We start from the raw sequence: 25,785 nt of genomic DNA on the forward strand, positions 1-25,785 counted from the left end.
TGTCACAGCTCCTGAGCGGTGTCCAGTTCGACCCCCTCCACGAAGTGGTCGAACTCACCCGCCTGCACGCCCAGGACGAACGCGTCCCACTTGCGGCGGTTCGTCGTCACGACGTTGTCCGGGTCGCTGGTCTCCCGGATGTAGACGGGCGCCTCGGGGTCCTCGCTCTCGGTGAAGGCGATCTCGATCCAGGGGCCGGGGCCGGTGGCGTCCTCGGGGGCGGCGCGGATCCAGTCGAGGTCGGTGGGGATGTCGGCCAAGGGGATGCCCTTCCTGAGTGGGTGCTCGGAAAGGTTAGGACAATTCTCAGAGTCGCCCGAGGTGGATTCTCACGCTCGTGGGGCAGCCTGTGAGCGATGTCCCGCACCGGCGCCCGTCCCCGCACCGGCACCCGCAGCCGTATGTCCCTGCTCGGTGTCGTCGCTCTGCTGGCCGTCACCTCCTCGTCCCTCGCCGCGGCCGACGACGGGCCCGGGCCCCTCGGGGTGACCGCCGAGGCGCCGGCGAGTGCCGCGACCGCGCGGGTGGGGGCCGTCTTCCGGAGCTGGCCGAGCGGCGGGCACTTCTGCACGGGCTCCGTGGTGCGCAGCGCCGGACACGACCTCGTCGTCACCGCGGCCCACTGTCTCGGCGGGGGTACGGATCTCGTCTTCGTGCCCGGCTACCGGGACGGGGAGGCGCCGTACGGCGTCTGGCGGATCGAGAAGGCGTACATACCGGGCGGGTGGGACGGCGGCGACCGGGACGAGGACAGTGACGTCGCCTTCGCGCGAGTGGAACGGCACGGCGCGCGGGAGGTCCAGGACCTGGTCGGGGGGAACGTGTTCGCGCCCCACCGGGCCACCGGAGCCACCGCCGTCACCGTCACCGGGTACCCCAAGTCCCGGCAGGCGCCGGTCACTTGCACCAACAAGCCCACCGCCCACAACGCCACGCAGCAGCGCATCGAATGCCCCGGTTTCCCCAGCGGGACCAGCGGGAGCCCCTGGGTGAACGGGGACGGGCAGGTCGTCGGGGTGCTCGGTGGGCACGAGGAGGGCGGGGCCACGGACGACGTGTCGTACAGCGTGGTCCTCGGGGACGAGGCGGCCCGTCTGTATCGCGCCGCCCAGGGCGAGTGATCATTCCGTGATGGCGGGTGCGCCTCTACACTTCGTGTCGGTGGAGTGCCGGGCAGTGAGGGGCGGTTGACGGTGCGTAAGGCATGGATCGTGGGCATCGCCTTCGGTGGCGCCGGCCTCAGCTTCGTGCTGCTGCTCGTCGTCGGCGTCTACATGACGGCGGGAAACCTCGCGAACGGCGTCGGGAAGGGCGCCGTGGCGCTCGCCAAGGGCGCCGTACCGGCCGCGTACAGCCCGCTCGTGCAGAAGTGGGGCAACCTGTGCAGCGCCATCAACCCGGCGCTGCTGGCCGCGCAGTTGTACCAGGAGAGCGGGTTCAACCCGAGGGCGCAGAGCCCGGCGGCGGCGCAGGGCATAGCGCAGTTCATCCCCGGCACGTGGGCCACCCACGGCATCGACGGCGACGGGGACGGCGACCGTGACGTGTGGGACCCGAACGACGCGATCCCCTCGGCCGCGCAGTACGACTGCACCCTCGCCAAGTACGTCAAGGACGCGCCCGGCAACCCGACGCACAACATGCTCGCCGCGTACAACGCGGGCGCCTACGCGGTGATCAAGTACGGGGGCGTGCCGCCGTACAAGGAGACCCAGAACTACGTGAAGACGATCACGGATCTGGAGAAGAGCTTCGCCGCGCCCGTCACCAGGGTCGATCCGTCGCGGCAGGCCGCGGGCGCCATCGAGTACGCGCAGAAGAAGCTCGGGACGCCGTATCTGTGGGGCGGCAACGGCACCGCCGACCAGGGCGGGCGCTTCGACTGCTCGGGCCTGACCAAGGCCGCCTACGAGAGCGTCGGGATCACGCTGCCCCGGGTCGCCAACGACCAGTACAACGCCGGACCGCACCCGAAGCGGGACGAGCTGCTTCCGGGCGATCTGGTCTTCTTCTCGGACGACCTCACCAATTCCCGGGCCATTCGTCACGTGGGGATCTACGTGGGCGGCGGCTACATGATCAACGCGCCCAGGCCCGGCGCCGTGATCCGCTTCGACCCGATCGACACACCGGACTACTTCGGGGCAACCCGGGTCACCGAAGATGGCGCGAAAGCGCTGCCCACGCGTGTCTGATGGCGCGTAATCCTCTGTGATCCCCCGCTCTGAGCTGCGCAGACGTATCTCTCTTCGATAACGTCTGCGTGATCATTCGGTGGATGTGGAACGTGGAGAAGGGGACTGTGCGTTCCTAGTCCCGTAGCGCTTCGACGCCTGACGACGCCTACAACCACGGGGGTGGCCGCAGCGGCGCACGTACGGGTGCGGCCGCCGAGCAGGGAACAGACGACGAAGGGGCCGCTGCACGATGGCTGCATTCGCCGAGTCCGGGGCGTATTCCGGGGAGTACTCCGGTCACGGGGCGCATCTCGCCGGGGCCGACACGCTCGCCGAGTCCGGGTCCAACCCCGACGTCAGTCTGCTCTACGACATCAATGGCCTGGCCAAGGACGCTCCGACCTGGTTCGACCGGGTCATGGAGTTCGTGGGGGAGTACGGGCTGCTGTTCGCCATGGTGCTGCTCGTGCTGTGGTGCTGGTGGGGTGTGCGGCGGCGGGGCGGGGAGGATGCCGCGCCGTCCGTGGCCGCGCTGGTGTGGGCGCCGCTCGCCGCGGGGATCGCGGTCCTCGTCAACGTGCCGATACGTGGGTTCGTGGAGCGGCCGCGGCCGTTCGTGGACCACGACGGCCTCGAGGTGCTGGTCTCCGGCAAGACCGACTACTCGTTCGTGAGTGATCACGCGACGCTGACCATGGCGATGGCGGTCGCGTTGTTCGTCGCCAACCGGAAGTTCGGCCTGGTGGGGCTCGGGCTGGGGCTGCTCGAGGGGTTCTGCCGGGTGTACATGGGGGTGCACTACCCGACGGACGTGGTGGGTGGCTTCGCCCTGGGGACGGCTGTGGCCCTGTTGCTGTCGCCGGTAGCGATGGCTCTGCTGACTCCGCTGACGAAGGCGATCGAGCGGTCGCCCCGGGTGGGGTGGCTGATCTCGGCCAAGGGGTCCGAAAGCCGGGGAGCGGTGATCTCGGGGACTCGGGTGGAGTCCTCGGCGGATGAGCGGGACCTGGCGGCGTAGCGGTTCATGTGTGAGGGTTCGCCCCGGGCTGTGGTTCCTACAGCGACTGCGGGAACGTGAAGAAGCCGGTCGGGTCGTACTGCCTCTTCACGGTCGTCAGGCGGGAGGCCGCGTCCCCGTAGTACGCCTTGCGCCAGTTCGTGAGGGTCGGGTCCGTGTAGTTCTGGTAGGCGGCGCCCGAGGCGTGGCGGGACATGGCGTTGTGGGCCGTGGTGAGCCAGGACTGGGCCGCCGTGCCGGAGGTGCCCGCCTTCCAGGAGGCGAGGTACTGGGCCAGCATCCGCGAGCGGCGGTGGACGAAGGCCGTCGCCGTGGGGGAGACGCGGTTGATCGCGCCGCCGAGGGCCGTGAGCTGGATGCTGCCGGCGCCGCCGCGGACCGATGAGATCTGGCTGAGCAGGGTCTGGATGCCCGCCGGCGAGATCGAGCGGTCGAAGAAGTCCGAGCGGGCCGTGTAGGTCTCCCGGCCGAGTGCCCCGGTGGGCGTGCGGCCCGGTGTGGAGCCCGGCAGGTGGCATTTGGCGTCCGTCGAGAAGGACGAGCAGCCCGCGTACACCTCCATCGACTCCTCGTACGAGCGTCGCTTCAGGGACACGCTGCCGGCGGGGGCGCCGACGCGGTCGGCCAGGCGGTCCACGGCGTTCTGGAGTTCGCCGTACGTGCCGAGGGAGAAGGCCGCGACGGAGATCCTCGGGGTGCCGCCGGCCGCGCACGACAGGTGGCAGGACGACCAGATCTCGTCCGGCTGGTCCGGGCCCCACTCCTGCCAGGCCTTCACCACGGCGGCGGCCTTCGACCACGGCCACGTCATGTACGCGGAGACCGCCTGGGGGGCGGGGTGGGTACGGAAGCGCAGTTCGGTGACCACGCCGAAGTTGCCGTTGCCCGCGCCGCGCAGGGCCCAGAAGAGGTCCTTGTGGTCGGTGGCGTTCGCGACGAGCTGCTTGCCGTCGGCGGTGACGATGGTCGCCTGGGTGAGACTGTCGCAGGTCAGGCCGTACGCGCGGGAGACCACCCCGTGGCCGCCGCCCAGGGTGAGGCCGGAGACGCCGACGGTGGGGCAGGAGCCGGCGGGGATCGTGACGCCCCTCGCGGCGAGGGCGCGGTAGACGTCGATCAGCTTGGCGCCGGCGCCGACGACCGCCTGGCCGGCGGAGGCGCGGATGGTGCCGATCTTCGAGACGTCGATGATCAGGTGGCCGTTGCCGGAGGACCAGCCCGCGTAGGAGTGGCCGCCGTTGCGTATCGATACGGGGGTGCGATGGGCCCTCGCGTAGGAGAGGAGGGTGCGGATGTCGTCCGTGTGGGCCGCGTAGGCGACGGCCGCGGGCTTCAGGGTGTCGAAGCGGGTGTTGTACAGCTGGTGCGCTGTCGGCCAGGCGCGGTCGCCGGGGCGGACGAGGGGGCCGTCGAGGTCGCGGGCGAGGGCCGTCCAGTTGGCGGCGGCGCGGGTGCTGGTCGTGGTTGTGCGGAGTGAGGTGCCCTCGGCTGGGGTGGTTCGGCCGGGGGTGGTTCGGTCAGGGGCGCCGCTGGTGGTGGTGCACGCGGATGTGGCTGCCGTCGTTGCCGTCGCCAGCGCGGCTGCCGTGCCGCTGATGAACATGCGCCGTTCCATGTGGCCCTCCCGGTGTTCCCGTGGAACGAGACGGGTTCATCGGGTGACGGGTTCCAGGGGCGCCGTAACCGGCTTCTGGGGCTGTGGGGTGACTTCCGGCCATTCCGGTGGGGGTGGGGGCGGGGGCCGAGGGCACGGGGCCTGGGGGGCGGGGGCGCGGGTGGGGGTGGGGTGCCGTGTCCGGGTGGGGTCCTGGGTTTTTTCGCCCCCGCCGCCCCTACCCGTCCCATCCCTGGGGGCTGCGCCCCCAGACCCCCGCTGTCGGCCTGACGGCCTCGTCCTCAAGCGCCGGACGGGCTGGGTGGGGTGCGGTGGGGGGTGTGGTGTCGGCCTGTGGTCTCGTCCTCAAGCGCCGGACGGGCTGGGTGGTGAGCGGGACGCGGCTGTGTGTGGGGGGCGAGGCTCTGATCGGCTGTCCGAGTAGTGCGCTTTGCTCAGATATTTCATATTGGACGGAGAGACGTCGACGTCGACGCGAGAGCGCAAGGAACGGGGAGTCACGTGAGCATCCACACTTCGTCGCGCAGGTCCGTGGCCCCCGTGGCGGTGGCCGCTGCCGCGCTGCTGGCCGCGAGTGCGTGTGGTGGTGGTTCCGGCCGTGTCTCCGCTTCCGGGGAGGGGGTCGAGGGCGATCTGTCCGGCACCATCCGGGTGGACGGGTCCAGCACGGTCGCTCCGCTCACCACAGCGGCGGCCCAGATGTTCCAGGGGGAGAACCCCGATGTCCGGGTGACGGTGGGAACCTCCGGTACGGGCGGCGGGTTCGAGAAGTTCTGCGCGGGCGAGACCGACGTCAACGATGCCTCGCGCTCGATCGACGACGACGAGAAGGACGCCTGCGAGCGGAACGGCATCTCGTACGAACGGCTCCAGATCGCCAACGACGGGCTGTCGGTCGTGGTGAACAAGGACAACGACTGGGTGGAGTGCCTGACCGTCGCGCAGCTGAAGAGCATCTGGGAGCCCGGCTCCGACGTCGACAATTGGAACGAGGTCGACTCCAGCTTCCCGGACGAGGAGCTGGAGCTCTTCGGGCCGGGCACCGACTCGGGCACGTTCGACTACTTCACCCAGGCCGTCAACGGGGAGGAGGGGGCCTCCCGTACGGACTACTCCCCGAGCGAGGACGACAACGTCACCGTGCAGGGCGTGTCCGGCTCCCGGGGCGGCATGGGCTACTTGGGCCTGTCGTACTACGAGGAGAACAAGGACGAGCTGAAGGTCCTGGAGATCGACGGCGGTGACGGCTGCGTCGAGCCGACCACCAGGACCGTGCAGAACGGCAGTTACGAGCCGCTCTCACGGCCCCTGTTCATCTACCCGAAGGCGTCCTCGCTCGACCGGCCGGAGGTCGAGGCGTTCGTCGAGTTCTACGTGGACAACAACGCCGAGATCGCCGAGAAGTCGCTGTTCGTACCACTGAACAGGAGCCAGCAGGCCGAGTTGAACAGGGATCTGGACAGGCTGCGGGAGCAGCAGCGGTCATGACCCCCACCGGCAGCGGGCGCAGGGCCGCCGCGGGAAGCCCCGGTTTCCTCGGGCGGTCCCAGCCGCGCTACGGGGAGAAGGCCGTCAGGGTGGTGCTGATCGCCGCCTCGCTCGTGTCCGTGCTGACCACCGTCGGGATCGTCATCGCGCTCATTCCGCCCGCCGCCGCGTTCTTCGGCAAGGTGAGCTTCACCGACTTCATCACCGGCACCGAGTGGTCGCCGCTGTTCAAGCCGCCGCACTTCGGTGTCCTGCCGCTGGTCACCGGCACGCTGATGGTCACCCTGATCGCGCTGCTGGTCGCCGTGCCGCTGGGGCTGGGCGCGGCGGTGTACCTGAGCGAGTACGCGAGGCCCGGCGTCCGCGCGTTCTTCAAGCCGATCCTGGAGGTGCTCGCCGGCATCCCCACCGTCGTGTACGGCTTCTTCGCGCTGCAGGCCGTCACCCCACTGCTGCAGGACATCTGGCCCGGTGGTGAGGGACCGGAGGTGTTCAACGCGCTCTCGGCGGGCTTCGTCATGGGAGTCATGATCGTCCCGACGATCGCCTCGCTCTCCGAGGACGCCATGAACGCCGTACCGAACGAGCTGCGCGACGGCGCCTTCGCTCTCGGCTCGTCCCGGATGCAGGTCTCCACCCGGGTGGTCTTCCCGGCCGCTCTGTCCGGCATCGTCGCCGCCGTCGTGCTCGGCGTCTCCAGGGCGATCGGCGAGACGATGATCGTCGCGGTCGCGGCGGGCGGCCGTCCCAACCTGTCCTTCGACCCCCTCGAAGGCATGCAGACGATGACCGCGTTCATCGCCGCGGCCGGTATCGGTGACCTGCCGACCGGGTCCCTCGGCTACCAGACGATCTTCGCCGTGGGCGCGCTGCTCTTCGTCATGACGCTCGTGATGAACCTGCTCAGCATTCGCCTGGTGCGCAGGTACCGGCAGGTGTACGAGTGATGGGCGCCCCCGTGGCCGGCAAGGCGCCGCAGGCCGGTGTCCCGGAGGGGTGGCGGCTCAGGGGCGACGGCACCCCCTGGCGGGAGCGGCTGTTCCAGTTCGGCCTGTGGGCCTCGCTCGCCGTCGGTGTGGTCTTCCTCGGCTGTCTGCTCGTGTACATCGTGGTGGAGGCGTGGCCCCGGCTGGACCTGCGGATCCTGACGAACTTCCCGGACATCATCGACCCGTCCAACGCCGGTGCCCAGTCGGCGATCATGGGCACGATCTGGGTGATCGGGTTCACGGCGCTGTACTGCCTGCCCGTCGGCATCCTCACCGCCATCTACCTGGAGGAGTACGCCGACCCGGGGCGCTGGTGGAACCGCGCGGTCGAGATCAACATCCAGAACCTGGCGGCGGTCCCGTCGATCGTCTACGGCATCCTCGGGCTCGGCATCATCTCCCGCGGCCTCGGCTTCGGGCAGACGGTGCTCACCGCCTCGCTCACGCTGTCGCTCCTGGTGCTGCCGACGGTGATCATCGCGGCGCGGGAGGCGATCCGTGCCGTACCGTCGTCGATTCGTGAGGCGTCGCTGGCGCTGGGCGCCACCCAGTGGCAGACCATCTGGCGCCAGGTGCTGCCCGCGGCCGTGCCCGGCATGGCCACCGGCTCGATCCTCGCCCTGTCCCGGGCCATCGGCGAGGCGGCTCCGCTGCTTCTGCTCGGCGGGCTGACCTTCATCACCTTCAACCCGACCGGTCCCGACAGCGCCTTCACCGTGCTGCCGATCCAGATCTTCAACTGGATCAGCCAGTCCCGCGCCGAGTTCGTCTCACTCGCCGCCGCCGCGATCGTGATCCTCATGGTGATCCTGCTGGTCATGAACTCCCTGGCCATCTGGCTCCGCAACCACTACTCCCGCCGCTGGTGACCGCGCCATGACCGCACAGCCCTCCCGACGCCTCCAACGCCACCAACGCCTCCAGCGTCTCCGCCGGCGGGCTTTCCCGCTCTCGCGGGGGGACGCCGAGCTCTCGCCTCCGGGAGGCACCGAGGTCTCCGAGGTCTCCGAGGCCTCGGATGCCAAGGGGGCTGTGGAGCCATACGAGGCCTTCGAGCTGTACGGGGTTGCCGAGCCGTATGAGGCTGCCGATTCCCACGAGGCCGGCGACGCCGACGGCGGTACGACCGCCCCGCAGGTTCCCTTCCGCGGCGCGCCCCCGCTCACCAGCCCGGTCTTCGAGGTCGGCAGCCTCTCGGTGTTCTACGGCGACCACGAGGCCCTCCGCGACGTCAACATGACCATCGGCGACCGCCAGATCACCGCGATGATCGGGCCCTCCGGCTGCGGAAAGTCCACCATGATCCGCTGCTTCAACCGGATGAACGACCTCATCCCCAGCGCCCGCGTCACCGGGAAGATCCGCTACCACAACGAGAACCTGTACGGGAGGGACGTCGACCCCATCGAGGTGCGGCGCCGTATCGGCATGGTGTTCCAGAAGCCCAACCCGTTCCCCAAGTCGATCTACGACAACATCGCGTACGGCCCTCGGGTGGGCGGCTTCAAGGGAGACCTCGACGACCTGGTCGAGGAGACGCTCACCCATGCCGCGCTGTGGGACGAGGTCAAGGACAAGCTCAAGACCTCGGCGCTGGCCCTGTCCGGCGGTCAGCAGCAGCGGCTGTGCATCGCCCGGACCATCGCGGTCAAGCCCGAGGTGATCCTGATGGACGAGCCCTGCTCGGCCCTCGACCCGATCGCCACCGCGAAGATCGAGGACCTCATGGAGCACCTGGCCCAGGAGTTCACGATCGTCGTCGTCACCCACAACATGCAGCAGGCCGCACGCGTCTCGCACCGCACCGCCTTCTTCACCACGGAGGTCGGCGACAGGGGCGAGCGTCATGGCCGGCTCGTGGAGTACGACGAGACCGAGCGGATCTTCTCGACCCCCTCCGACCAGCGCACCGAGGACTACATCTCCGGCCGGTTCGGCTGACTCCTCACGGCGCCGGAGGCCTTTGGTCCGTCAAGGGTCTGCCCCACGCCCTCAGCGCCGGGACTCCGGTACTCCGGCACTCCGGTACTCCGGTACTCCGGTACTTGGAGGTGGGGAGCCGGGCGGGCGCATGGCCGGGGCAGCGGCCAGGGGCAGGGGCCGCAGCGGTGGCCGCAGCAGGTGGCCGGGGCCTTATCGGTGCACGTTTCGACGTGCCCGCGTAACGCCGGCGTCGGAATCCGCATGTGCCCTCGACGTAAGCCTTCCGTGACCTAACCACACCGTCGACAGGGGTTCACCCGTCGTTCATTTATGGCCATCGGCGGCTTCACCTGTTCTGCCTACTTTCGGCCTTGCTGGGTGCGACGTGCAGCCCCCCACGGCACTCCCTCAGCGCCCGACGAAAGCAGTCTGAGAGATGGTCCCCGGGCACGGCGAGACGCCGTCTCGACGGGCTGACACGACATCGCACGCCGCCTCGGACGGCGGCTTCTGGAAGGAATCCCTGAAAGTGAAGCTTCAGCGCAACCGGCTTCGCGCCCTTTCCCTCGGTGCTGTCGCGATTTCCGGCGCCCTGGTCCTGACGGCGTGCGGCTCCGACGACAACACCGCGAGCACCGGCGGCGACAAGTCGGCGGCTCCGAGCAACGTCAAGTGTGACGACGCCAAGGGCCAGCTGCTGGCCTCCGGTTCCTCCGCCCAGGACAACGCCATGCAGGCCTGGGTGAAGGCCTTCCAGACGGCGTGCTCCGGCGTGGAGATCAACTACAGCCCCGACGGCTCGGGCGCCGGTATCACCAAGTGGCTGCAGGGCACCACCGCCTTCGCCGGCTCGGACTCCGCGCTGGACGAGGAGGAGACCGCCGAGTCGAAGAAGGTCTGCAAGACCGGCCAGGGCATCAACCTGCCGATGGTCGGCGGCCCGATCGCCATCGGCTACAACCTCTCCGGTGTGGACAACCTGGTCCTCGACGCCGACACGATCGCCAAGATCTTCGACAGCAAGATCAAGAAGTGGAACGACCCGGCGATCGCCAAGCTCAACCCGGGCGTGAAGCTGCCGTCCACCGACATCCAGGCCTTCCACCGGTCCGACGAGTCCGGTACCACCCAGAACCTGGGCAAGTACCTGCAGGCCGCCGCCCCGAAGTCCTGGAAGTACGAGCCCGACAAGGCGTGGAAGGCCGAGGGCGGCCAGTCGGCCTCCGGCTCCTCCGGTGTCGCGAGCCAGGTCAAGAACACCGACGGTGCGATCGGTTACTTCGAGCTCTCCTACGCCAAGAGCAACAACATCCCCACCGTCAAGGTGGACACCGGCGCCTCCGAGCCCGTCGAGGCCACCACGGACACCGCCTCCGCCGGCATCGCCGCCGCGAAGGTCGCCAGCACGAGCGACAAGGACCTGTCGCTGGAGCTCGACTACAACACCAAGACCGACGGCGCCTACCCGATCATCCTGGTCACGTACGAGATCGTCTGCGACAAGGGCAACAAGAGCGACGCTCTGCCCGCCATCAAGGCGTTCCTGAACTACACGGCCAGCGAGGACGGCCAGAAGATCCTCAGCGACGCGGGCTACGCGCCGCTGCCGGACGAGATCGCGGCCAAGGTCCGCGAGATCGTTCCGACCATCGCCTGACCCCACAAGGCGGCCGGCCCACCGAGAGTCACGGGCCGGCCGCCGCGTCCGGTGCACCGCCGCCAAGGAGCCGCCCCGGCTCCATGTCTGAGCCGGGAGCAGGCTCAGCAGACCGGAGAACGCCATGGATACGACAACGACGCAGTCCCCACCCCCTCCTCCTCCTTCTCCCACGGACCGAATAGAGCCCACGGGTTCCCAGAAGGCCGTCGTCAGGCCCGGCGACCGCGTCTTCTCGGGGCTTGCCAAGGGTTCGGGCATCACGCTGCTGGTGATCATGGCTGCCATCGCGGTCTTCCTCACCTACCGCGCGATCCTCGCCCTGTCCGAGAACAAGGCGAACTTCCTCACCTTCCAGGACTGGCTGCCGCAGAACTCGCCGCCGGAGTTCGGCATCGCGACCCTCGCCTTCGGCACGATCGTCAGCTCGGTCATCGCCATGGTGCTCGCCGTGCCGGTCGCCATCGGCATCGCGCTGTTCATCTCGCACTACGCGCCGCGCAGGCTGGCCGGGCCGCTCTCCTACATCGTCGACCTGCTGGCCGCCGTGCCGTCGATCGTCTACGGCCTCTGGGGCGCGCTCATCCTCGTGCCCTACCTGGGCGGCCTGAACGAGTGGCTCGACGAGTACCTGGGCTGGACGTACATCTTCGACAAGTCCGGCACCGGCCCCGCCCGTTCGCTGTTCACCGTCGGCATCCTGCTGGCGATCATGATCCTGCCGATCATCACCAACGTCACCCGTGAGGTCTTCCTCCAGGTGCCGCGGATGCACGAGGAGGCCGCGCTGGCGCTCGGCGCCACCCGGTGGGAGACCATCCGGATGTCGGTGCTGCCCTTCGCGCGCTCCGGCATCATCAGCGCCTCCATGTTGGGCCTCGGCCGCGCCCTCGGCGAGACGATGGCCGTCGCCACCGTGCTCTCCCCGAACTTCATCATCTCCGGCCATCTGCTGGACCCGGGCGGCGGCACGTTCGCCCAGAACATCGCCTCCAAGTTCAAGGAGGCCACCGAACTCGGCCAGGACGCCCTGATCGCCTCCGGCCTGGTTCTCTTCGTCATCACCCTGCTGGTCAACGGCGCCGCCCGGTACATCATCGGCCGCCGCAAGGAGTACTCGGGGGCGAACGCCTGATGTCCCGGACAACCGTCACCCCCGCCAAGGCACCGGCCTTCTCCACCGCCCGGCTGCCCCGCTGGGCGCCGGCCGTGATCGCCGTCGTCTCCATCGCGCTCGCCGTCGGCCTCAGCCTGGCCGCCGGCTGGGACAGCAAGGTCCAGTGGGGTCTCATCGCCGCGCTGTTCTTCGTCATCGGCACGTACGGGGTCACGGCGCGGATCGAGGGTCCGCGCCAGGCCAAGGACCGGGTCGTCACCAGCCTCGTCTGGGTCTGCTTCGTCCTGGCCATCGTCCCCCTGCTGTCCCTGGCCTGGACCACCATCAGCAACGGCGCGCAGATCGTCGACGGCTACTTCCTCACCCACTCGATGAACGGCGTGCTCAACACCGACCCCGGCGGCGGTGTGTACCACGCCCTGCTCGGCACCATCGAGCAGGTGCTCATCGCGACCGTGATCGCCGCCCCGATCGGTCTGCTCACCGCGGTCTACCTCGTCGAGTACGGCAAGGGGAGGCTGGCCCGCGCCGTCACCTTCTTCGTCGACGTCATGACGGGCATCCCGTCCATCGTCGCCGGTCTGTTCGTGCTCTCCTTCTGGATCCTGATCCTCAAGTTCAGCTTCTCCGGCTTCGCCGGATCGATGGCGCTGGCGATCCTGATGATGCCGGTCGTGGTCCGCTCCACCGAGGAGATGCTCAAGCTCGTCCCGAACGAGCTGCGGGAGGCCTCCCTGGCGCTCGGCGTGCCGAAGTGGAAGACGATCATGAAGATCGTCATTCCGACCGCCATCGGCGGTATCACCACCGGCGTCATGCTGGCCATCGCCCGTATCACCGGTGAGACCGCGCCCGTGCTGCTGCTGGTGTTCGGCTCCAAGATCATCAACAACAACCCGTTCGAAGGCGCCCAGTCCTCGCTGCCGCTGTACGTGTACCAGGAGTACGCGATCGGCACCGCGGAGTCGGTCGACCGTGCGTGGGGTGCCGCGCTCACCCTGATCGCCTTCGTCATGATCCTCAACCTGGTGGCCCGCGGTATCGCCCGCTGGAAGGCCCCGAAGACCGGTCGCTGACGCGGCCAGCATCAACCCAAGTCAGCGACGAAAGAAGCAGTGATCCACATGGCCAAGCGAATCGACGTCAGCGGCCTCACCGCGTACTACAGCGCCTTCAAGGCCATCGAGGACATCTCGATGACCATCGAGCCCCGCTCCGTGACGGCCTTCATCGGACCGTCCGGCTGCGGCAAGTCCACCTTCCTGCGCACCCTCAACCGCATGCACGAGGTCACTCCCGGCGGCCGGGTCGAGGGCAAGGTCATGCTCGACGACGAGAACCTGTACGGCTCCGGGGTCGACCCGGTGACCGTGCGGCGGGAGGTCGGCATGGTCTTCCAGCGGCCGAACCCCTTCCCCACCATGTCGATCTTCGACAACGTGGCGGCGGGGCTGCGGCTGAACGGCTCGTACAAGAAGTCCGAGCTGAACGACATCGTCGAGAAGTCGCTCAGGGGCGCGAACCTCTGGGACGAGGTCAAGGACCGTCTGAACCGGCCCGGTTCGGGTCTCTCCGGTGGTCAGCAGCAGCGTCTGTGCATCGCGCGGGCGATCGCGGTGGAGCCGAAGGTGCTGTTGATGGACGAGCCCTGCTCCGCGCTCGACCCGATCTCGACGCTGGCGATCGAGGACCTGATCGGTGAGCTGAAGGAGCAGTTCACGATCGTCATAGTGACGCACAACATGCAGCAGGCGGCGCGTGTGTCCGACCGGACGGCGTTCTTCAACCTCGCGGCGGTCGGGCAGCCCGGCAAGCTGATCGAGATCGACGACACGGAGCGGATCTTCTCCAACCCGTCGGTTCAGGCGACGGAGGACTACATCTCGGGTCGCTTCGGCTGAGCCGAGCCGCTTCTCCTTGTGTGTGAGGACCCCTCGCGGTGCTGCATGGCGGTGCCACCGCGAGGAACGAGGGCCCGCCCCTGGCTCCCGGGGGCGGGCCCGTTCGTTGTTTCCTGCGGCGGGTGTGGCGCTGCTTGTGGCTGGTGGGGCGGGTGTGGCCGGTTGGGCGGGTTCGGCGGGTTCGTGCGGTCTTTGGCTCGCCCCCGCCGCCCCTACCCAGTCCCATCCCCAGGGGCTCCGCCCCTTCGACCCCGCCCAGAGGGCTGCGCCCCCTGGACACCCCTCCTTTCAGGGCTCCGCCCCGGACCCCGTTTCGGGGGCCGGCCCCCGGACCCCCGCTCCTCAAACGCCGGAGGGGCTGAAGGGTGCGCGGCGGCGCTGGACGGTGCGGGCGGGGCTGGGTCGTGCCGGCGGGGCTGGATGGTGCGGGCCGGGCTGGATGGTGCGGGCCGGGCTGGATCGGGCGAGGCCGGGCTGGACAGTTCCCAGGCGGGGCTTGGGTTTGCAGCCGAGGCCAGGCACATCCAGCCCGTCCGGCGTTCGAGGACGAGGCCGCGAGGCCGACGCGGGGGTCTGGGGGCGCAGCCCCCAGGGACAGGATGGGACGGGTAGGGGCGGCGGGGGCGAGGAAAACAGGCACCCGGCGGGCGGCCCTACAGGAACGCCAGGTTCACGATCCAGAAGCTGGCGGCAGCCACCGCCGCGGCGGCCGGCATGGTGATGAACCAGCCGAGGATGATGTTCTTGGCCACGCCCCAGCGAACCGCGTTCACCCGCTTCGTCGCCCCGACACCCATGATCGCTGACGTGATGACATGCGTCGTCGAGATCGGCGCCTTGAACAGGAACGCCGTGGTGAACATGATCGACGCACCCGTGGTCTCCGCCGCGAACCCCTGCGGAGGGTCAAGCTCGATGATCTTGCGGCCCAGCGTGCGCATGATGCGCCACCCACCCGCGTACGTCCCGAGAGACAGCATGACCGCGCACATGACCTTCACCCACACCGGGATCGGGTCGCCGTAGTCCTCGACGTCCGCGATGACGAGGGCCATCACCACGATGCCCATCGTCTTCTGCGCGTCCTGGAGGCCGTGGCCGAGGGCCATGCCGGCCGCCGAGACGGTCTGGGCTATCCGGAAACCGCGCTTGGCCTTGTGCGGGTTCGCGCGGCGGAATATCCACATGATCGCCGTCATGACCAGGTAGCCGGTCACCAGCCCCACGAGGGGCGAGACGAACATCGGGATGACGATCTTGTCGAGGACCCCGGACCAGTACACCGTCGTACCGCCCGCCAGGGCCGCCCCCACCATGCCGCCGAACAGCGCGTGCGACGAGGAGGAGGGCAGGCCGAAGTACCACGTGACCAGGTTCCAGGTGATCGCGCCGACCAGGGCCGCGAAGAGGATGCCCATCCCCTTGGAGCCCTCGGGCGTCTGGATCAGCCCCTCGCTGACCGTCTTCGCCACCCCGCTGCCGAGGAAGGCGCCTGCCAGGTTCATGACCGCGGCCATCGCCAGCGCCGCCTTCGGCGTCAGCGCCCGCGTCGACACGGACGTCGCGATCGCGTTGGCCGAGTCGTGGAACCCGTTCGTGTACGTGAAGAAGAGCGCGACGCCGATGGTCACGACCAGTGCGAAGGTGTCCATGAACGGCTCAGGACTCCTTGACGGCGATGGTCTCCACCGTGTTCGCCACGTGCTCGAACGCGTCCGCCGCCTCCTCCAGCACATCCACGATCTGCTTGAGCTTGAGGACCTCGATGGCGTCGTACTTGCCGTTGAAGAGGTGCGCAAGAAGCTTTCTGTGGATCTGGTCCGCCTGGTTCTCCAGACGGTTGACCTCGATCCAGTACTCGGTGAGGTTCTCCATCGTGCGCAGGTGCGGCATGGCCTCCGCCGTCAGCTCCGCCGCCCGGGCCAGAACCTCGATCTGCTGCTCGACGCCCTTGGGCAGTTCCTCGACGTTGTAGAGGACGACCAGGTCGACGGCCTCCTCCATGAAGTCCATGATGTCGTCGAGGGACGACGCGAGGGAGTAGATGTCCTCGCGGTCGAACGGCGTGATGAACGAGGAGTTCAGCTGGTGGAAGATCGCGTGCGTGGCGTCGTCACCTGCGTGTTCCGCGGCCCGCATACGCTCGGCGATCTCGGCCCGGCCGGCGGTGTCCGCCCCGAGCAGTTCCATGAGGAGTTTTGAGCCGGTGACGATGTTGTCCGCGGAAGCGGCGAACATGTCATAGAAGCTCGTCTCCCTGGGGGTCAGACGAAAGCGCACGTGGGGTCCTCGGGGTGCTTCGGTTTCGGTCAGGCTGATGCTAGGTGCAACATCCGGCCACGGCTATCGGGCCGTCCCCCAGTCTCGCTCATCGGTCAGAATGCTCGGCACGGGGGCGGTACGAGGGGCCGTCGGGCCGCCGAAAGGGCAGTGGCCGAAGGACCCCCTACCCAGAGAAGTTCGTTACCATATACCTACCTGGGGTATATGCCGCAACACGTCTGTGGGAGGACGTCATGACGACCACCGAGGCCGGCGCGACGGCGCCCTCCGAGACCACCGTGGACACGGGGGACGCCGTGGTGACGGACCACGACCGTGGGGTGCACGGGTACCACAAACAGAAGGACGAACACCTCAAGCGTCTGCGCCGCATCGAGGGCCAGATCAGGGGCCTGCAGCGCATGGTCGACGAGGACGTCTACTGCATCGACATACTCACTCAGGTCTCCGCCTCCACCAAGGCTCTGCAGTCCTTCGCGCTGCAGCTCCTGGAGGAGCACCTGCGCCACTGCGTCGCCGACGCCGCGCTCAAGGGCGGGGACGAGATCGACGCGAAGGTCGAGGAGGCCACGAAGGCCATCGGGCGACTGCTGCGGACCTGACGGTCCATGGGCCGGCCGGGGCGCCTGCGCAGAGGAGGCCGCTCAGCGGCCCGCGGCTTCCTCGCGCTCCTCGGCCACCCGCAGCACCTCGTCGATGCGCACCAGGCTGAGCCGCTCCTCGTGGGCGGCGGAGGCCGCGATGATCAGTTCGCCGCACAGCTCGATCTCGGCGAGGGCCACGTGGTCCTGAACCGTCGTACCGCCTGCCGGAGCCACGTGCATCACCTCTTCTCTGCCGTCACCGACTCTCTAGGGTAGGGAGCGCCCTCCACGCCGCGCATGGCACCAACGGGCTATTCCTGCCGCCCGTCCGGTACGGCCCGCGTGGTCCGGGGTTCCGTCGTCGAGGGTACCGACGCACCGTCGCGCCAGCCGGTTTTCGGCTCAGTTCCTCCGAGTTCCGCGGGTACTCGATCAGTTCTCGGCGAGTTTCCCCGCGTAGATGTCCTTCGCGTCCGGCAGCGTCACGGTCACGGGCACCCCGAAGTCGTACAGCAGGGTCGTCGAGGCCACCGCGACGGTGTCCTTCCGCTGCCCGTTGGCGAAACTGAAGCGGTGTCGGATCTTGCGGATGCGGCCCTGGTCGTCGAGATAGGCGTCGAACGGGACGTCGGCCGTGGCGAACCCTTTCGCCGCCGCGCGCAGCGGAGCCCGGTTGCCCTCGGAGGCGCTCCGCGCGGCCACCGCCAGGTCGGCGGTCCCCCGGTAGTGCCGCACCGAGGTGCCCGCCACCTTCGCCTTCCCGACGTACGTCGCCGTACGCGCCCCGCGCAGCACCTCGGCCGCCGCGAACGGATCGGTCGCTCCGCCGGTCACCAGGTTCCCGTCGGAGAGCGTGCCCGTGTCGACGCGCACCCATTTGTCCGCGGGCACTCCCGCGCCGCGGTTCTTCATGAACAGGGCACCCGGAGCGAGGAGTTCGGTGATCGGGCGGTGCTCGCTGGTCCCGGCCGGGTCCTGCGGGAGCCGCACCTGGAGCCGGCCCAGCCGCTTGGTGTAGTCGTACACACCCTCGCCGCGGATCGTGACGCGGGTGCCGCCCGTCGCCATCTCCATCGAGGTCAGCGCCTTGGAGGAGCCCGCGCGCACCAAGGTGCCGACGGCCCGGCGCAGTTCCTCGACGGGATCGGCCGCGCGCGCGTCCTCGGAGTGACCGTCGTTCGCGCAGCCCGAACCGCAGACCATGAGCCCCGCCGCCACGGCCGTCGCGACCCACCGTCTGTGCTGCCCCGCCACCATCGCCTGCCAACCCCCAGCCGGTCCGTCCCGGGTCCCTTCTGTCGTCGGGCTAACGACCGGTGGGGGCTGCCGTCACGCGCTTTGCTGTTCGTTCCCTTGCCTTGGGTAACGTTGTCGCCCGTGGCCCAGCAGCACGAGATCGCCCCCACTCCGGAGCACCGCACGACCACCGTCGATCAGGGTCGCTTCTGCGTGGCCAAGTGCACCTGCGGATGGCGCGGCCCGGCCCGCAGAGCCCGGAGTCAGGCGAGAACGGACGCGGAGGGGCATGTGGCGGAGCCGCTCTAGCCGGGGAGCGGCCCGCAGCCGAGAACCGACGCGAACTCCCCTACGCGTGGCGCAGGACCGCCAGCAAGTCGTCCACCAGGTACCGATCCCGCACCTGGGTCAACCGCTCACGCGCCGCGACCGGCGACAGCCAACGCAACCGGTCCACCTCGTCGTTGGGCACGAAGTATCCCTCACCGGCCTCGGCCGCCCAGTAACTCACCTGCTTGGGCCGCCCGTTCACGGAATAGTGGGCCGTGGGCAACCGCGGCCCCGGCTCGCACCGGAACCCCGTCTCCTCCTCGACCTCGCGCAGCGCCCCCGCCAGCGGCTCCTCACCCTGCTTCAACTTGCCCTTGGGGAACGACCAGTCGTCGTACTTCGGCCGGTGGACCAGACAGAGCTCCAGGCCCCCGTCGGCGGGGGAGCGGCGCCACAGGACGCAGCCGGCCGCGTGGATGGTGTCGTCGCTCAACGGGTGCTCACCGCTTCCTTCTCCCAGGACTGCTGGAACACGAAACGGGCCGCCTCCACCTCGTGACGCTGGTCGGCGTGCAGAACCCCGAGGGCGTACGCCGTCGCGGGTGCGATGCGGGGGGTGCGGGCCGCCGCCGCGGCGGCCGCGGCCGCCTCCGAGGCGTCCCGGTGCCGGTTGAGGGCCTGTCCGGCCGCGACGAGGCGTACGTCGACGGGGGCGTCCTTGCCGAGCAGCACCTCGTGGGCGTAGCGGTGCAGGCGCAGCAGCAGGCGGACCTGGTGCCACGGGGCGTCCTGCGGGTGGGGGGCGGGGTCGGGGGAGAGGCCGTGGATCAGGGCCTCGGCGTTGTACGGGTGGCCCGCGGCGACCAGGGGCAGGCCGGAGACGGCGTCGCACAGCCGCTCGTGCGCGGCCCTGGCGAGCGGGCGCAGGTCCGCCTTGTCCGCCGCCGGGGTCAGCGGCACCTCGCTGGCGAGCACGGCCACGCTGTCGGCGACGGCGTGGAAGCGGGAGGAGCCGAGGGCCTGGAGGGCGGCGGAGTGGGCACGGGTCCGGGCCAGGGTCAGCTGGCGCTCCAGCAGGGCGCCCGCCTTGGCCGCGCCGATGGTCAGGTTGCCCTTCGCGGCGTCCCCCGCGGACGCCGCGGCTCCCGGTGACTGCCCGGGGAAGGCGGAGGCGCCCGACAGCCGGTTCAGGGCCGTGAGCAGGCGGTCCAGACGGGCCGCGTAGGCGTGTTCGCGGGCCAGTGTGCCGGACAGCCAGGCCAGTTCGGGCCGCATGGCCTCGGACCAGTCGGCGTTGAGCAGCGGGTGGTAGGTGTGCAGCGTGCCGCTGATGCGGCGGGCCGAGCGGCGCAGGGCGAGCGCCGCGTCGGCGGACTCCTCGGAACCGTTCTCCCCCGCCTTCGGCTTCGCCCGGGCGGGGGTACCGGCGTCGCCGGTCTCCCGCCCGGCGCGCAGCGCACGGAGGAACTCCGTGGCCTGGGCCCGCAGGTAGGCCGCCAGGGCGTCGGCCGTGACGGGCCCGGCCGTGGGGTCCGTGGGGTCAAGGTGTCGCGTTGCCACGCCGGCGCCTCCGGGCGTCTATGAGCATCTCCTGGACGTTGCGCAGGGGCTGGCCCTCGCCGTCCGTCGCGTGCCGGGTCCACTCGCCGTCCGGACCGAGGTGCCAGGAGGCCGTGGAGTCGGACATGCCGGTCTCCAGCAGGCGGTTGAGGGACGCCCGGTGGGCCGGGTCCTTGACGCGCACCAGAGCCTCGATACGGCGGTCGAGGTTGCGGTGCATCATGTCGGCGCTGCCGATCCACACCTCGGGCTCGCCGCCGTTGCCGAAGGCGAAGATCCGGGAGTGCTCCAGGAAGCGGCCGAGCACGGACCGTACTCGTATGTTCTCGGACAGTCCGGGTACGCCCGGCCGGACGGCGCAGATGCCGCGCACCCACACGTCCACCGGCACGCCCGCCTGCGAGGCGCGGTACAGGGCGTCGACGAGTGCCTCGTCCACCATCGAGTTGACCTTGATACGGACGTACGCGGGCCGGCCCGCGCGGTGGTGCTGGACTTCCTTGTGGACCCGGGCGATCAGGCCGTCGCGCAGCGACTTGGGGGCGACGAGGAGCCGGCGGTAGGTCTCGCGGCGGGAGTAGCCGGACAGCCGGTTGAACAGGTCCGAGAGGTCCGCGCCGACCTGCGGGTCGGCCGTCAGCAGGCCCAGGTCCTCGTACAGGCGGGCCGTCTTGGGGTGGTAGTTGCCGGTGCCGACGTGGGAGTAGCGGACGAGGGTGTCGCCCTCCTGGCGCACCACGAGCGACAGCTTGCAGTGGGTCTTCAGGCCGACGAGGCCGTAGACCACGTGGCAGCCCGACTCCTCCAGCTTGCGGGCCCACTTGATGTTGGCCTGCTCGTCGAAGCGGGCCTTGATCTCGACGAGCACGAGGACCTGCTTGCCGGCCTCGGCGGCGTCGATCAGCGCGTCGACGATCGGGGAGTCGCCGGAGGTCCGGTAAAGGGTCTGCTTGATCGCGAGCACGTCCGGGTCGTTCGCCGCCTGTTCCAGGAACGCCTGGACGGAGGTGGAGAACGAGTCGTACGGGTGGTGCAGCAGTACGTCCCGCTCGCGCAGGGCGGCGAAGACGTCGGGCGCCGACGCCGTCTCGACCTCGGCGAGGTCCCGGTGGACGCCCGCGATGAACTTCGGGTACTTCAGCTCGGGGCGGTCGAGCTTGGCGATGCCGAAGAGGCCCGTGAGGTCCAGGGGGCCCGGCAGCGGGTACACCTCGGCCTCGGAGACCTTCAGCTCGCGGCGCAGCAGGTTGAGGACGTACGGGTCGATGGACTCCTCGACCTCCAGGCGCACCGGCGGCCCGAAGCGGCGCCGCATGAGCTCCTTCTCCAGGGCCTGGAGCAGGTTCTCGGCGTCGTCCTCCTCGACCTCCAGGTCCTCGTTGCGGGTGAGGCGGAAGGTGTGGTGCTCCAGCACCTCCATGCCCGGGAACAGCATCTCCAGGTGGGCGGCGATGATGTCCTCGACGGGGACGTACCGGTTCGGCGACGCCTCCATGAAGCGGGACAGCAGCGGCGGGACCTTGACCCGGGCGAAGTGCCGGTGACCGGAGACCGGGTTGCGCACGACGACCGCGAGGTTGAGCGAGAGACCCGAGATGTACGGGAACGGGTGCGCCGGGTCGACGGCCAGCGGGGTCAGGACCGGGAAGATCTGGTTCTTGAAGAGGGTGAAGAAGCGGGACTGCTCCGCGCCGGTCAGCTCGCTCCAGCGGACCAGGTGGATGCCCTCCTCGCCCAGCGCGGGGCACACGTCCTCGTGGTAGCAGGCCGCGTGCCGGGCCATGAGCTCGCGCGAGCGGCCCCAGATCATCTCCAGGACCTCGCGGGGCTGGAGGCCGGAGGCGGAGCGGGTGGCGACGCCTGTGGCGATACGGCGCTTCAGGCCGGCCACCCGGACCATGAAGAACTCGTCCAGGTTGCTCGCGAAGATCGCCAGGAAGTTCGCCCGTTCCAGGAGGGGCGTGCTGGGGTCCTCGGCGAGTTCGAGGACGCGCTCGTTGAACGCGAGCCAGCTGCGCTCCCGGTCGAGGAAGCGGCCCTGGGGCAGCTGCTCGCCGTCGTAGGGCGCCTCCTCGTACGCGTCGAGATCGGCGTCGATGTCGGGTTCCAGGTCGGAGACCACGGCGGCCACTGTGTGCGGGCGGTGCGCGGCGAGGGATCCCACGGAGGGCTGGACGTGCTGGACCTCTGCCTCGGCGTTCTGCTGGCTCATAAACCCATTCTTCCGCGCCGCCAGGAAAACGGGCGCGTCGGATGCGGCGGGCGGGAGCGCGGCGACGTGACGGCCGCTCCCCGCGCTCACCTCCTTCTCCGGGGGCGGCGAGGGCTCGGGCACGGCGGGGTTCATTGACCGAGCGTCGCAAGGCCGTCTGAATCGCCGGTTAAGGAGACATGACGTGAGGGATAGCGGGGGGAGGCCCGCGGGAGTTCTCGGGGCGCCCGAGGGGCACGGCGGCCCGGCGGGTTCCCGTGGTACGCCCCTCCCCCCGTAGAGGGGCGTACCGGTTTCGGGGCGGCCCGCCCGGTCGTACGGCTGGTCAGGCCGTGCGACGGCGCAGGAGGGCGAACGCGGCGGCGGTGGCCGCGACGGCGACGGCGAGGACGATGCCGGTCTCCACCAGGTGCAGGGGCCAGCGGTGGGACTGGGGGTGGAACGAGGCGGGCCATCCGATGCCCGCGCTGTCCGTCTGCCAGGCGCTCCTGGGCAGCTCGAGCCCGGTGGGGTCGGCGGGGGTGGTCACGGGCCAGAGGTCCTCGCGGTAGCGGTCCAGCACGTTGTACAGCACCAGGGAGGCGGCGAAGCCCAGGCCGGCGGCGGGCAGGGCCCTGCGGGTCAGCATTCCGGCGAGTGCGCCGAGGGCGATGCCCGCGAGGGCGTAGGCGACGGCTGCCGGGCCGGTGGCGAGGAAGACGTCCGGGTAGTACCAGTCCCCGGTCAGGTTCGGGTCGCCGTCCTGCCTGGCCCAGTCGTGCAGCAGGATGAGCAGCCCGGTGCCGGAGGTGATCAGCGCGGCCGGGACGGCGAGTCTGACGGCCAGCCAGCGGGCCGGGGTGACCGACTGGGTCCAGGCGAGATCCGCCGTGCCGGTCTCCAGCTCCCTGCCGATCAGTGCGGCGCCGGCCCAGGCGGCCACGGGGAACACCAGCCATGACAGCGCGGTGGCCATCAGGGACAGGCCGCCGGAGTACGTGTCGTCGGCGGTGATCGCGTCGACCGCCGAGCACAGGGGGAGCCCGGTGCCCGGTGAGCCGCAGGCCCTGTTGCCGGCGCGTGCCTCGTCCCCGAGGGCGTACAGCCGGACCAGGTAGCCGACGGCGACGGCCCACGCGACGGCCCAGAGGATCAGGGCCGGCCGGTGCAGTCGCAGGACGGTCCAGAGCAGGCCCCCGGGGCCGCGCGGTGTTCGGGCGGAGGGCCGGGTGGGTGCCGGGACGGCGGGCGGTGTGGTCATGCGGCGTCTCCCGTTCGGCGGTTCAGCAGCCGGAAGGCGGCCAGGACCGCGAGCGCGGTGAGGGCGAGGACGACGCCGGTCTCCATGAGCTGGAGGGGCCAGAAATGGGAGGAGGGGTGGTAGTCGGTGTAGAAGCCGGCGATGTCGCGCTGGGCGAGGCACTGGCGGGTGCCGCCGCAGGGGTCGGAGACGCGGGCGCCGGTCGAGGTGAGGCCTCCTTCGTCGACGTGCATGCCGGTGAAGATCGAGTACTCCTCCCTGTTGACCAGGGTGGCACGCGGCCACAGGTACGGGCGCAGCACGCCGAGGACGAAGTGGAGGACCAGCAGGCAGACCAGGCTGATGCCCAGCGCGGGCAGGGAGCGGCGGGTGAGCAGGCCGACGAGCACGCCGACCGCGAGGCCCAGCAGGGCATAGGCGACGGCCACGGTGCCGTTGCTCCGGAAGACCACGTCGTCGTACCACTGCCAGCCCAGCCACCGGAGCAGTTCCCTGTCCGACGGCCACACGAGCCGGTGCAGCAGTGTGAGCAGGACGGTGCCGGAGGCGATCACGGCGGCCGGGACGGCGAGCTTGGCCGCCAGCCAGCGCGCCGGGGAGACCGACTGGGTCCAGGCGAGGTCGGCGGTGCCCGTCTCCAGTTCCCGGGCGATCAGAGCGCCCGACGCCCAGACGGCGACGAGGAACGGCGTGATCGTGATGATCAGGCCGCCGAGGGATGTGGCCATGTCGAGCGCCAGGTAGGCGTCGCCCCGGTAGTCGCAGCTCATGTTCTGGCCGGGGAAGGCGCAGCGCATCGTCGTGTACTCGGTCCAGGCTCCCGTCGTCCCCGGCCCCCACGCCCACAGCAGCGCCCCGCCGGCCACGGCGACCAGCAGCGTCCAGAACAGCAGGGCCGCGCGGTGCAGGCACAGCATCGTCCAGACGAGGCCGCGTGGCCTCAGGGAGCGGCGCAGGACGGGTGCCTTGGCGGGCGCGGTGGTCACGGCCGTCATACGGCGGTCTCCTTGTTCTCGGTGTTGTCCTCGCCGTCGTCCTCGCCGTTGTCGCCGTTGTCGCCGCTGTCGCCGTGGTCGTCGTCCTCGCCGTTGTCGTCGTCCTCGTCGGCCTCGTCGGCCTCGTCCTCGCCCCGGTCCTCGTCGTCCTCGGACTCGGACTCGGACTCGAAGTCGAACTCGAAGTCGAACTCGTCCACGTCCTCGCCGGTGAGCGTGAGCACCGGGGCCCCGGGGGAACGCAGGTGGGCTAGGACCAGCTCCTCCAGGGTGGGTTCGAAGGTCTGCCACTCGTCGTCCAGCGGCCCGTCCGGCCGTATCAGGGCGACGCGCTGACGCCCCGTCGTACGGGACTCGACGACGGTGTGCTGGTCGAGGTCGCCGTCGTGGCCGGTGACCAGGACGTGCGCGGCGAGGAGGTCGTCGAGCGCGCCCGCGAGGCGGACGTGGCCGTCGCCGATGAGGAGCAGGTGGTCGCAGGCGTCCTCCAGCTCGGCGATGACGTGCGAGGACATCACGACCGTCGTGCCGTGCTCGGCGGCCTCGGCCATCAGCGCGCCCATGAGCTGGTGCCGGGCGAGCGGGTCGAGGTCGGCCATCGGCTCGTCGAGGAGCAGCAGTTCGGGCCGTTTGCCGAGCGCCAGGGCGAGGGCGACGCGGGTGCGCTGGCCGCCGGAGAGGGTGCGGACCCGGATGTGCGGGTCGAGGTCGCCGCCCGCCACGATCCGCGTCGCGACGGCCTGCTTCCACCGCCCGGGGTTGAGCTCGGCGCCCATGCGCAGCGTTTCGTCAATGCTGAGCTGGGGGTACAGGGGCTTGTCCTGGGCGACGTACGCGAAGCGCTCGCGGGCCTCGGCCGGTGTCGTGCCGAGCACCGTCACCGTGCCCTCGGTGGGCCTGAGGAGTCCGGCCGCGAGGGCGAGCAGGGTGGACTTGCCCGCTCCGTTGGGGCCGACGATCGCGCACACGCTCCCCGTGGGCAGCCGGAACGTGCAGTCACGCAGCGCCCACTCCCCGTTCCGCCCGAATCTCCTGCCCAGGGCGGCCGCCTCCATGGCGGTGTCGGTCATTCCTCGTCCCCCTTGCCGTGCTTGCTGTGGTCGTCGGTGAAGTGCTCGTCGAGTACGGAGGTGAAGAGCGCCGCCACGTCGTCCCGCTCGAGTCCGGCCTCGTGGGCCCGGACCGCCCACGCGTCCAGCTCCGCCCGCAGCGGGGAGTCGGCGGGCGCGGAGCCCAGTGACTTCCGTACGAACGTGCCGAGGCCGCGGCGTGCCTCGACCAGGCCCTCGCGCTCCAGTTCGCGGTAGGCCTTCAGGACCGTGTTCGGGTTGATCGCCGTGGCCTGAACGACCTCGCGTGCCGTGGGGAGCCTGTCGCCGGGTACCAGCAGGCCGAGGCGCAGGGCCTGTTTGGTCTGCTGGACGATCTGGACGTAGGTGGCGACACCGCTGCGCCGGTCGATGCGGTACTCGACCACTCGGACAACCACCCTTTCACTAATTGAGTAGTGAAAGGGTGGT

Annotated in this window: 24 protein-coding genes and 1 pseudogene; 12 read left to right on the forward strand and 13 right to left on the reverse strand. The window is 70.0% G+C overall.

Features of this window, described 5'->3' with window-relative positions; genetic code table 11:
- Positions 1-2: 2 nt before the first annotated feature.
- Positions 3-260, reverse strand: coding sequence for a DUF397 domain-containing protein (locus ACZ49J_RS36245; protein WP_467455237.1), 258 nt, complete (start codon positions 258-260; stop codon positions 3-5).
- A gap of 96 nt (positions 261-356) precedes the next feature.
- Between ACZ49J_RS36245 and ACZ49J_RS36250 the strand changes: the two genes are divergently transcribed.
- From ACZ49J_RS36250 to ACZ49J_RS36260, 3 genes are all read left to right on the forward strand, one after another.
- Positions 357-1,121 carry a trypsin-like serine peptidase gene (locus tag ACZ49J_RS36250; RefSeq protein ID WP_467455236.1) on the forward strand — a complete coding sequence of 255 codons (765 nt, stop codon included), beginning with the start codon at positions 357-359 and terminating at the stop codon, positions 1,119-1,121.
- 72 nt (positions 1,122-1,193) lie between these two features.
- A complete protein-coding gene (locus tag ACZ49J_RS36255; RefSeq protein ID WP_467455266.1) occupies positions 1,194-2,195 on the forward strand; it encodes a C40 family peptidase in 1,002 nt (333 codons plus the stop codon).
- Positions 2,196-2,427: 232 nt separating this feature from the next.
- A complete protein-coding gene (locus tag ACZ49J_RS36260; RefSeq protein ID WP_467455235.1) occupies positions 2,428-3,195 on the forward strand; it encodes a phosphatase PAP2 family protein in 768 nt (255 codons plus the stop codon).
- Positions 3,196-3,232: 37 nt separating this feature from the next.
- Here ACZ49J_RS36260 and ACZ49J_RS36265 read toward each other — a convergent pair whose 3' ends face one another.
- Entirely contained in the window at positions 3,233-4,810 is a 1,578-nt protein-coding gene (locus ACZ49J_RS36265) for an FAD-binding oxidoreductase (protein WP_467455234.1), read from the reverse strand.
- 501 nt (positions 4,811-5,311) lie between these two features.
- Between ACZ49J_RS36265 and ACZ49J_RS36270 the strand changes: the two genes are divergently transcribed.
- From ACZ49J_RS36270 to pstB (ACZ49J_RS36305), 8 genes are all read left to right on the forward strand, one after another.
- Positions 5,312-6,298 carry a PstS family phosphate ABC transporter substrate-binding protein gene (locus tag ACZ49J_RS36270; RefSeq protein WP_467455233.1) on the forward strand — a complete coding sequence of 329 codons (987 nt, stop codon included), beginning with the start codon at positions 5,312-5,314 and terminating at the stop codon, positions 6,296-6,298.
- Positions 6,295-7,245, forward strand: coding sequence for a phosphate ABC transporter permease subunit PstC (gene pstC / locus ACZ49J_RS36275; RefSeq protein ID WP_467455232.1), 951 nt, complete (start codon positions 6,295-6,297; stop codon positions 7,243-7,245). The genes ACZ49J_RS36270 and pstC (ACZ49J_RS36275) overlap by 4 nt, the downstream gene beginning before the upstream one ends.
- Complete coding sequence (gene pstA, locus ACZ49J_RS36280; RefSeq protein ID WP_467455231.1) at positions 7,245-8,156, forward strand: phosphate ABC transporter permease PstA; 912 nt, start codon at positions 7,245-7,247, stop codon at positions 8,154-8,156. Before pstC (ACZ49J_RS36275) ends, pstA (ACZ49J_RS36280) begins: the two co-directional genes overlap by 1 nt.
- 187 nt (positions 8,157-8,343) lie before the next feature.
- Entirely contained in the window at positions 8,344-9,228 is an 885-nt protein-coding gene (gene pstB / locus ACZ49J_RS36285) for a phosphate ABC transporter ATP-binding protein PstB (RefSeq protein WP_467455265.1), read from the forward strand.
- 511 nt (positions 9,229-9,739) lie between these two features.
- Positions 9,740-10,867 (forward strand): phosphate ABC transporter substrate-binding protein PstS, encoded by a 1,128-nt coding sequence (pstS, locus tag ACZ49J_RS36290; protein ID WP_467455229.1) that lies wholly within the window; start codon positions 9,740-9,742, stop codon positions 10,865-10,867.
- Between the two features lie 124 nt (positions 10,868-10,991).
- A complete protein-coding gene (gene pstC / locus ACZ49J_RS36295) occupies positions 10,992-12,002 on the forward strand; it encodes a phosphate ABC transporter permease subunit PstC (RefSeq protein WP_467455228.1) in 1,011 nt (336 codons plus the stop codon).
- Positions 12,002-13,060: a phosphate ABC transporter permease PstA gene (gene pstA, locus ACZ49J_RS36300; protein ID WP_467455226.1), complete on the forward strand. Its 1,059-nt coding sequence runs from the start codon at positions 12,002-12,004 to the stop codon at positions 13,058-13,060. Before pstC (ACZ49J_RS36295) ends, pstA (ACZ49J_RS36300) begins: the two co-directional genes overlap by 1 nt.
- 48 nt (positions 13,061-13,108) lie before the next feature.
- On the forward strand, positions 13,109-13,885 hold the full coding sequence (gene pstB / locus ACZ49J_RS36305) for a phosphate ABC transporter ATP-binding protein PstB (RefSeq protein ID WP_467455225.1): 777 nt from the start codon (positions 13,109-13,111) through the stop codon (positions 13,883-13,885).
- 653 nt (positions 13,886-14,538) lie between these two features.
- Here pstB (ACZ49J_RS36305) and ACZ49J_RS36310 read toward each other — a convergent pair.
- Together ACZ49J_RS36310 and ACZ49J_RS36315 are read right to left on the reverse strand one after the other, a co-directional pair.
- Entirely contained in the window at positions 14,539-15,537 is a 999-nt protein-coding gene (locus tag ACZ49J_RS36310; protein WP_467455224.1) for an inorganic phosphate transporter, read from the reverse strand.
- A 7-nt stretch (positions 15,538-15,544) separates the two neighbouring features.
- Positions 15,545-16,165 carry a DUF47 domain-containing protein gene (locus ACZ49J_RS36315; RefSeq protein WP_352246668.1) on the reverse strand — a complete coding sequence of 207 codons (621 nt, stop codon included), beginning with the start codon at positions 16,163-16,165 and terminating at the stop codon, positions 15,545-15,547.
- A 236-nt stretch (positions 16,166-16,401) separates the two neighbouring features.
- On the opposite strand from ACZ49J_RS36315, the gene ACZ49J_RS36320 reads away from it, so the two are divergent.
- Complete coding sequence (locus ACZ49J_RS36320) at positions 16,402-16,770, forward strand: metal-sensitive transcriptional regulator (RefSeq protein ID WP_467455222.1); 369 nt, start codon at positions 16,402-16,404, stop codon at positions 16,768-16,770.
- A gap of 42 nt (positions 16,771-16,812) precedes the next feature.
- Here the strand turns inward: ACZ49J_RS36320 and ACZ49J_RS36325 are convergent, their stop codons facing one another.
- From ACZ49J_RS36325 to ACZ49J_RS36365, 9 genes and pseudogenes are all read right to left on the reverse strand, one after another.
- Positions 16,813-16,992 carry a hypothetical protein gene (locus ACZ49J_RS36325; protein WP_467455221.1) on the reverse strand — a complete coding sequence of 60 codons (180 nt, stop codon included), beginning with the start codon at positions 16,990-16,992 and terminating at the stop codon, positions 16,813-16,815.
- Between the two features lie 192 nt (positions 16,993-17,184).
- Positions 17,185-18,009, reverse strand: a complete 825-nt coding sequence (locus tag ACZ49J_RS36330) for an SCO4651 family lipoprotein (RefSeq protein ID WP_467455219.1) — start codon at positions 18,007-18,009, stop codon at positions 17,185-17,187.
- A 328-nt stretch (positions 18,010-18,337) separates the two neighbouring features.
- Positions 18,338-18,751, reverse strand: coding sequence for an NUDIX hydrolase (locus tag ACZ49J_RS36335; RefSeq protein ID WP_467455218.1), 414 nt, complete (start codon positions 18,749-18,751; stop codon positions 18,338-18,340).
- Positions 18,748-19,818, reverse strand: coding sequence for a CHAD domain-containing protein (locus tag ACZ49J_RS36340; protein WP_467455217.1), 1,071 nt, complete (start codon positions 19,816-19,818; stop codon positions 18,748-18,750). Before ACZ49J_RS36340 ends, ACZ49J_RS36335 begins: the two co-directional genes overlap by 4 nt.
- Positions 19,799-22,165, reverse strand: coding sequence for an RNA degradosome polyphosphate kinase (locus tag ACZ49J_RS36345; RefSeq protein WP_467455216.1), 2,367 nt, complete (start codon positions 22,163-22,165; stop codon positions 19,799-19,801). The genes ACZ49J_RS36340 and ACZ49J_RS36345 overlap by 20 nt, the downstream gene beginning before the upstream one ends.
- A 190-nt stretch (positions 22,166-22,355) precedes the next feature.
- Complete coding sequence (locus ACZ49J_RS36350; RefSeq protein ID WP_467455214.1) at positions 22,356-23,270, reverse strand: hypothetical protein; 915 nt, start codon at positions 23,268-23,270, stop codon at positions 22,356-22,358.
- Positions 23,267-24,265 carry an ABC transporter permease gene (locus tag ACZ49J_RS36355; RefSeq protein ID WP_467455213.1) on the reverse strand — a complete coding sequence of 333 codons (999 nt, stop codon included), beginning with the start codon at positions 24,263-24,265 and terminating at the stop codon, positions 23,267-23,269. Before ACZ49J_RS36355 ends, ACZ49J_RS36350 begins: the two co-directional genes overlap by 4 nt.
- 212 nt (positions 24,266-24,477) lie before the next feature.
- A pseudogene (locus ACZ49J_RS36360) lies at positions 24,478-25,335 on the reverse strand (ABC transporter ATP-binding protein); the annotation flags it as partial.
- Complete coding sequence (locus ACZ49J_RS36365; RefSeq protein ID WP_467455212.1) at positions 25,332-25,742, reverse strand: GntR family transcriptional regulator; 411 nt, start codon at positions 25,740-25,742, stop codon at positions 25,332-25,334. The gene ACZ49J_RS36365 and the pseudogene ACZ49J_RS36360, both read right to left, overlap by 4 nt.
- Between the last annotated feature and the right edge of the window lie 43 nt (positions 25,743-25,785).

The organism is Streptomyces sp. NPDC030840 (assembly GCF_055572015.1).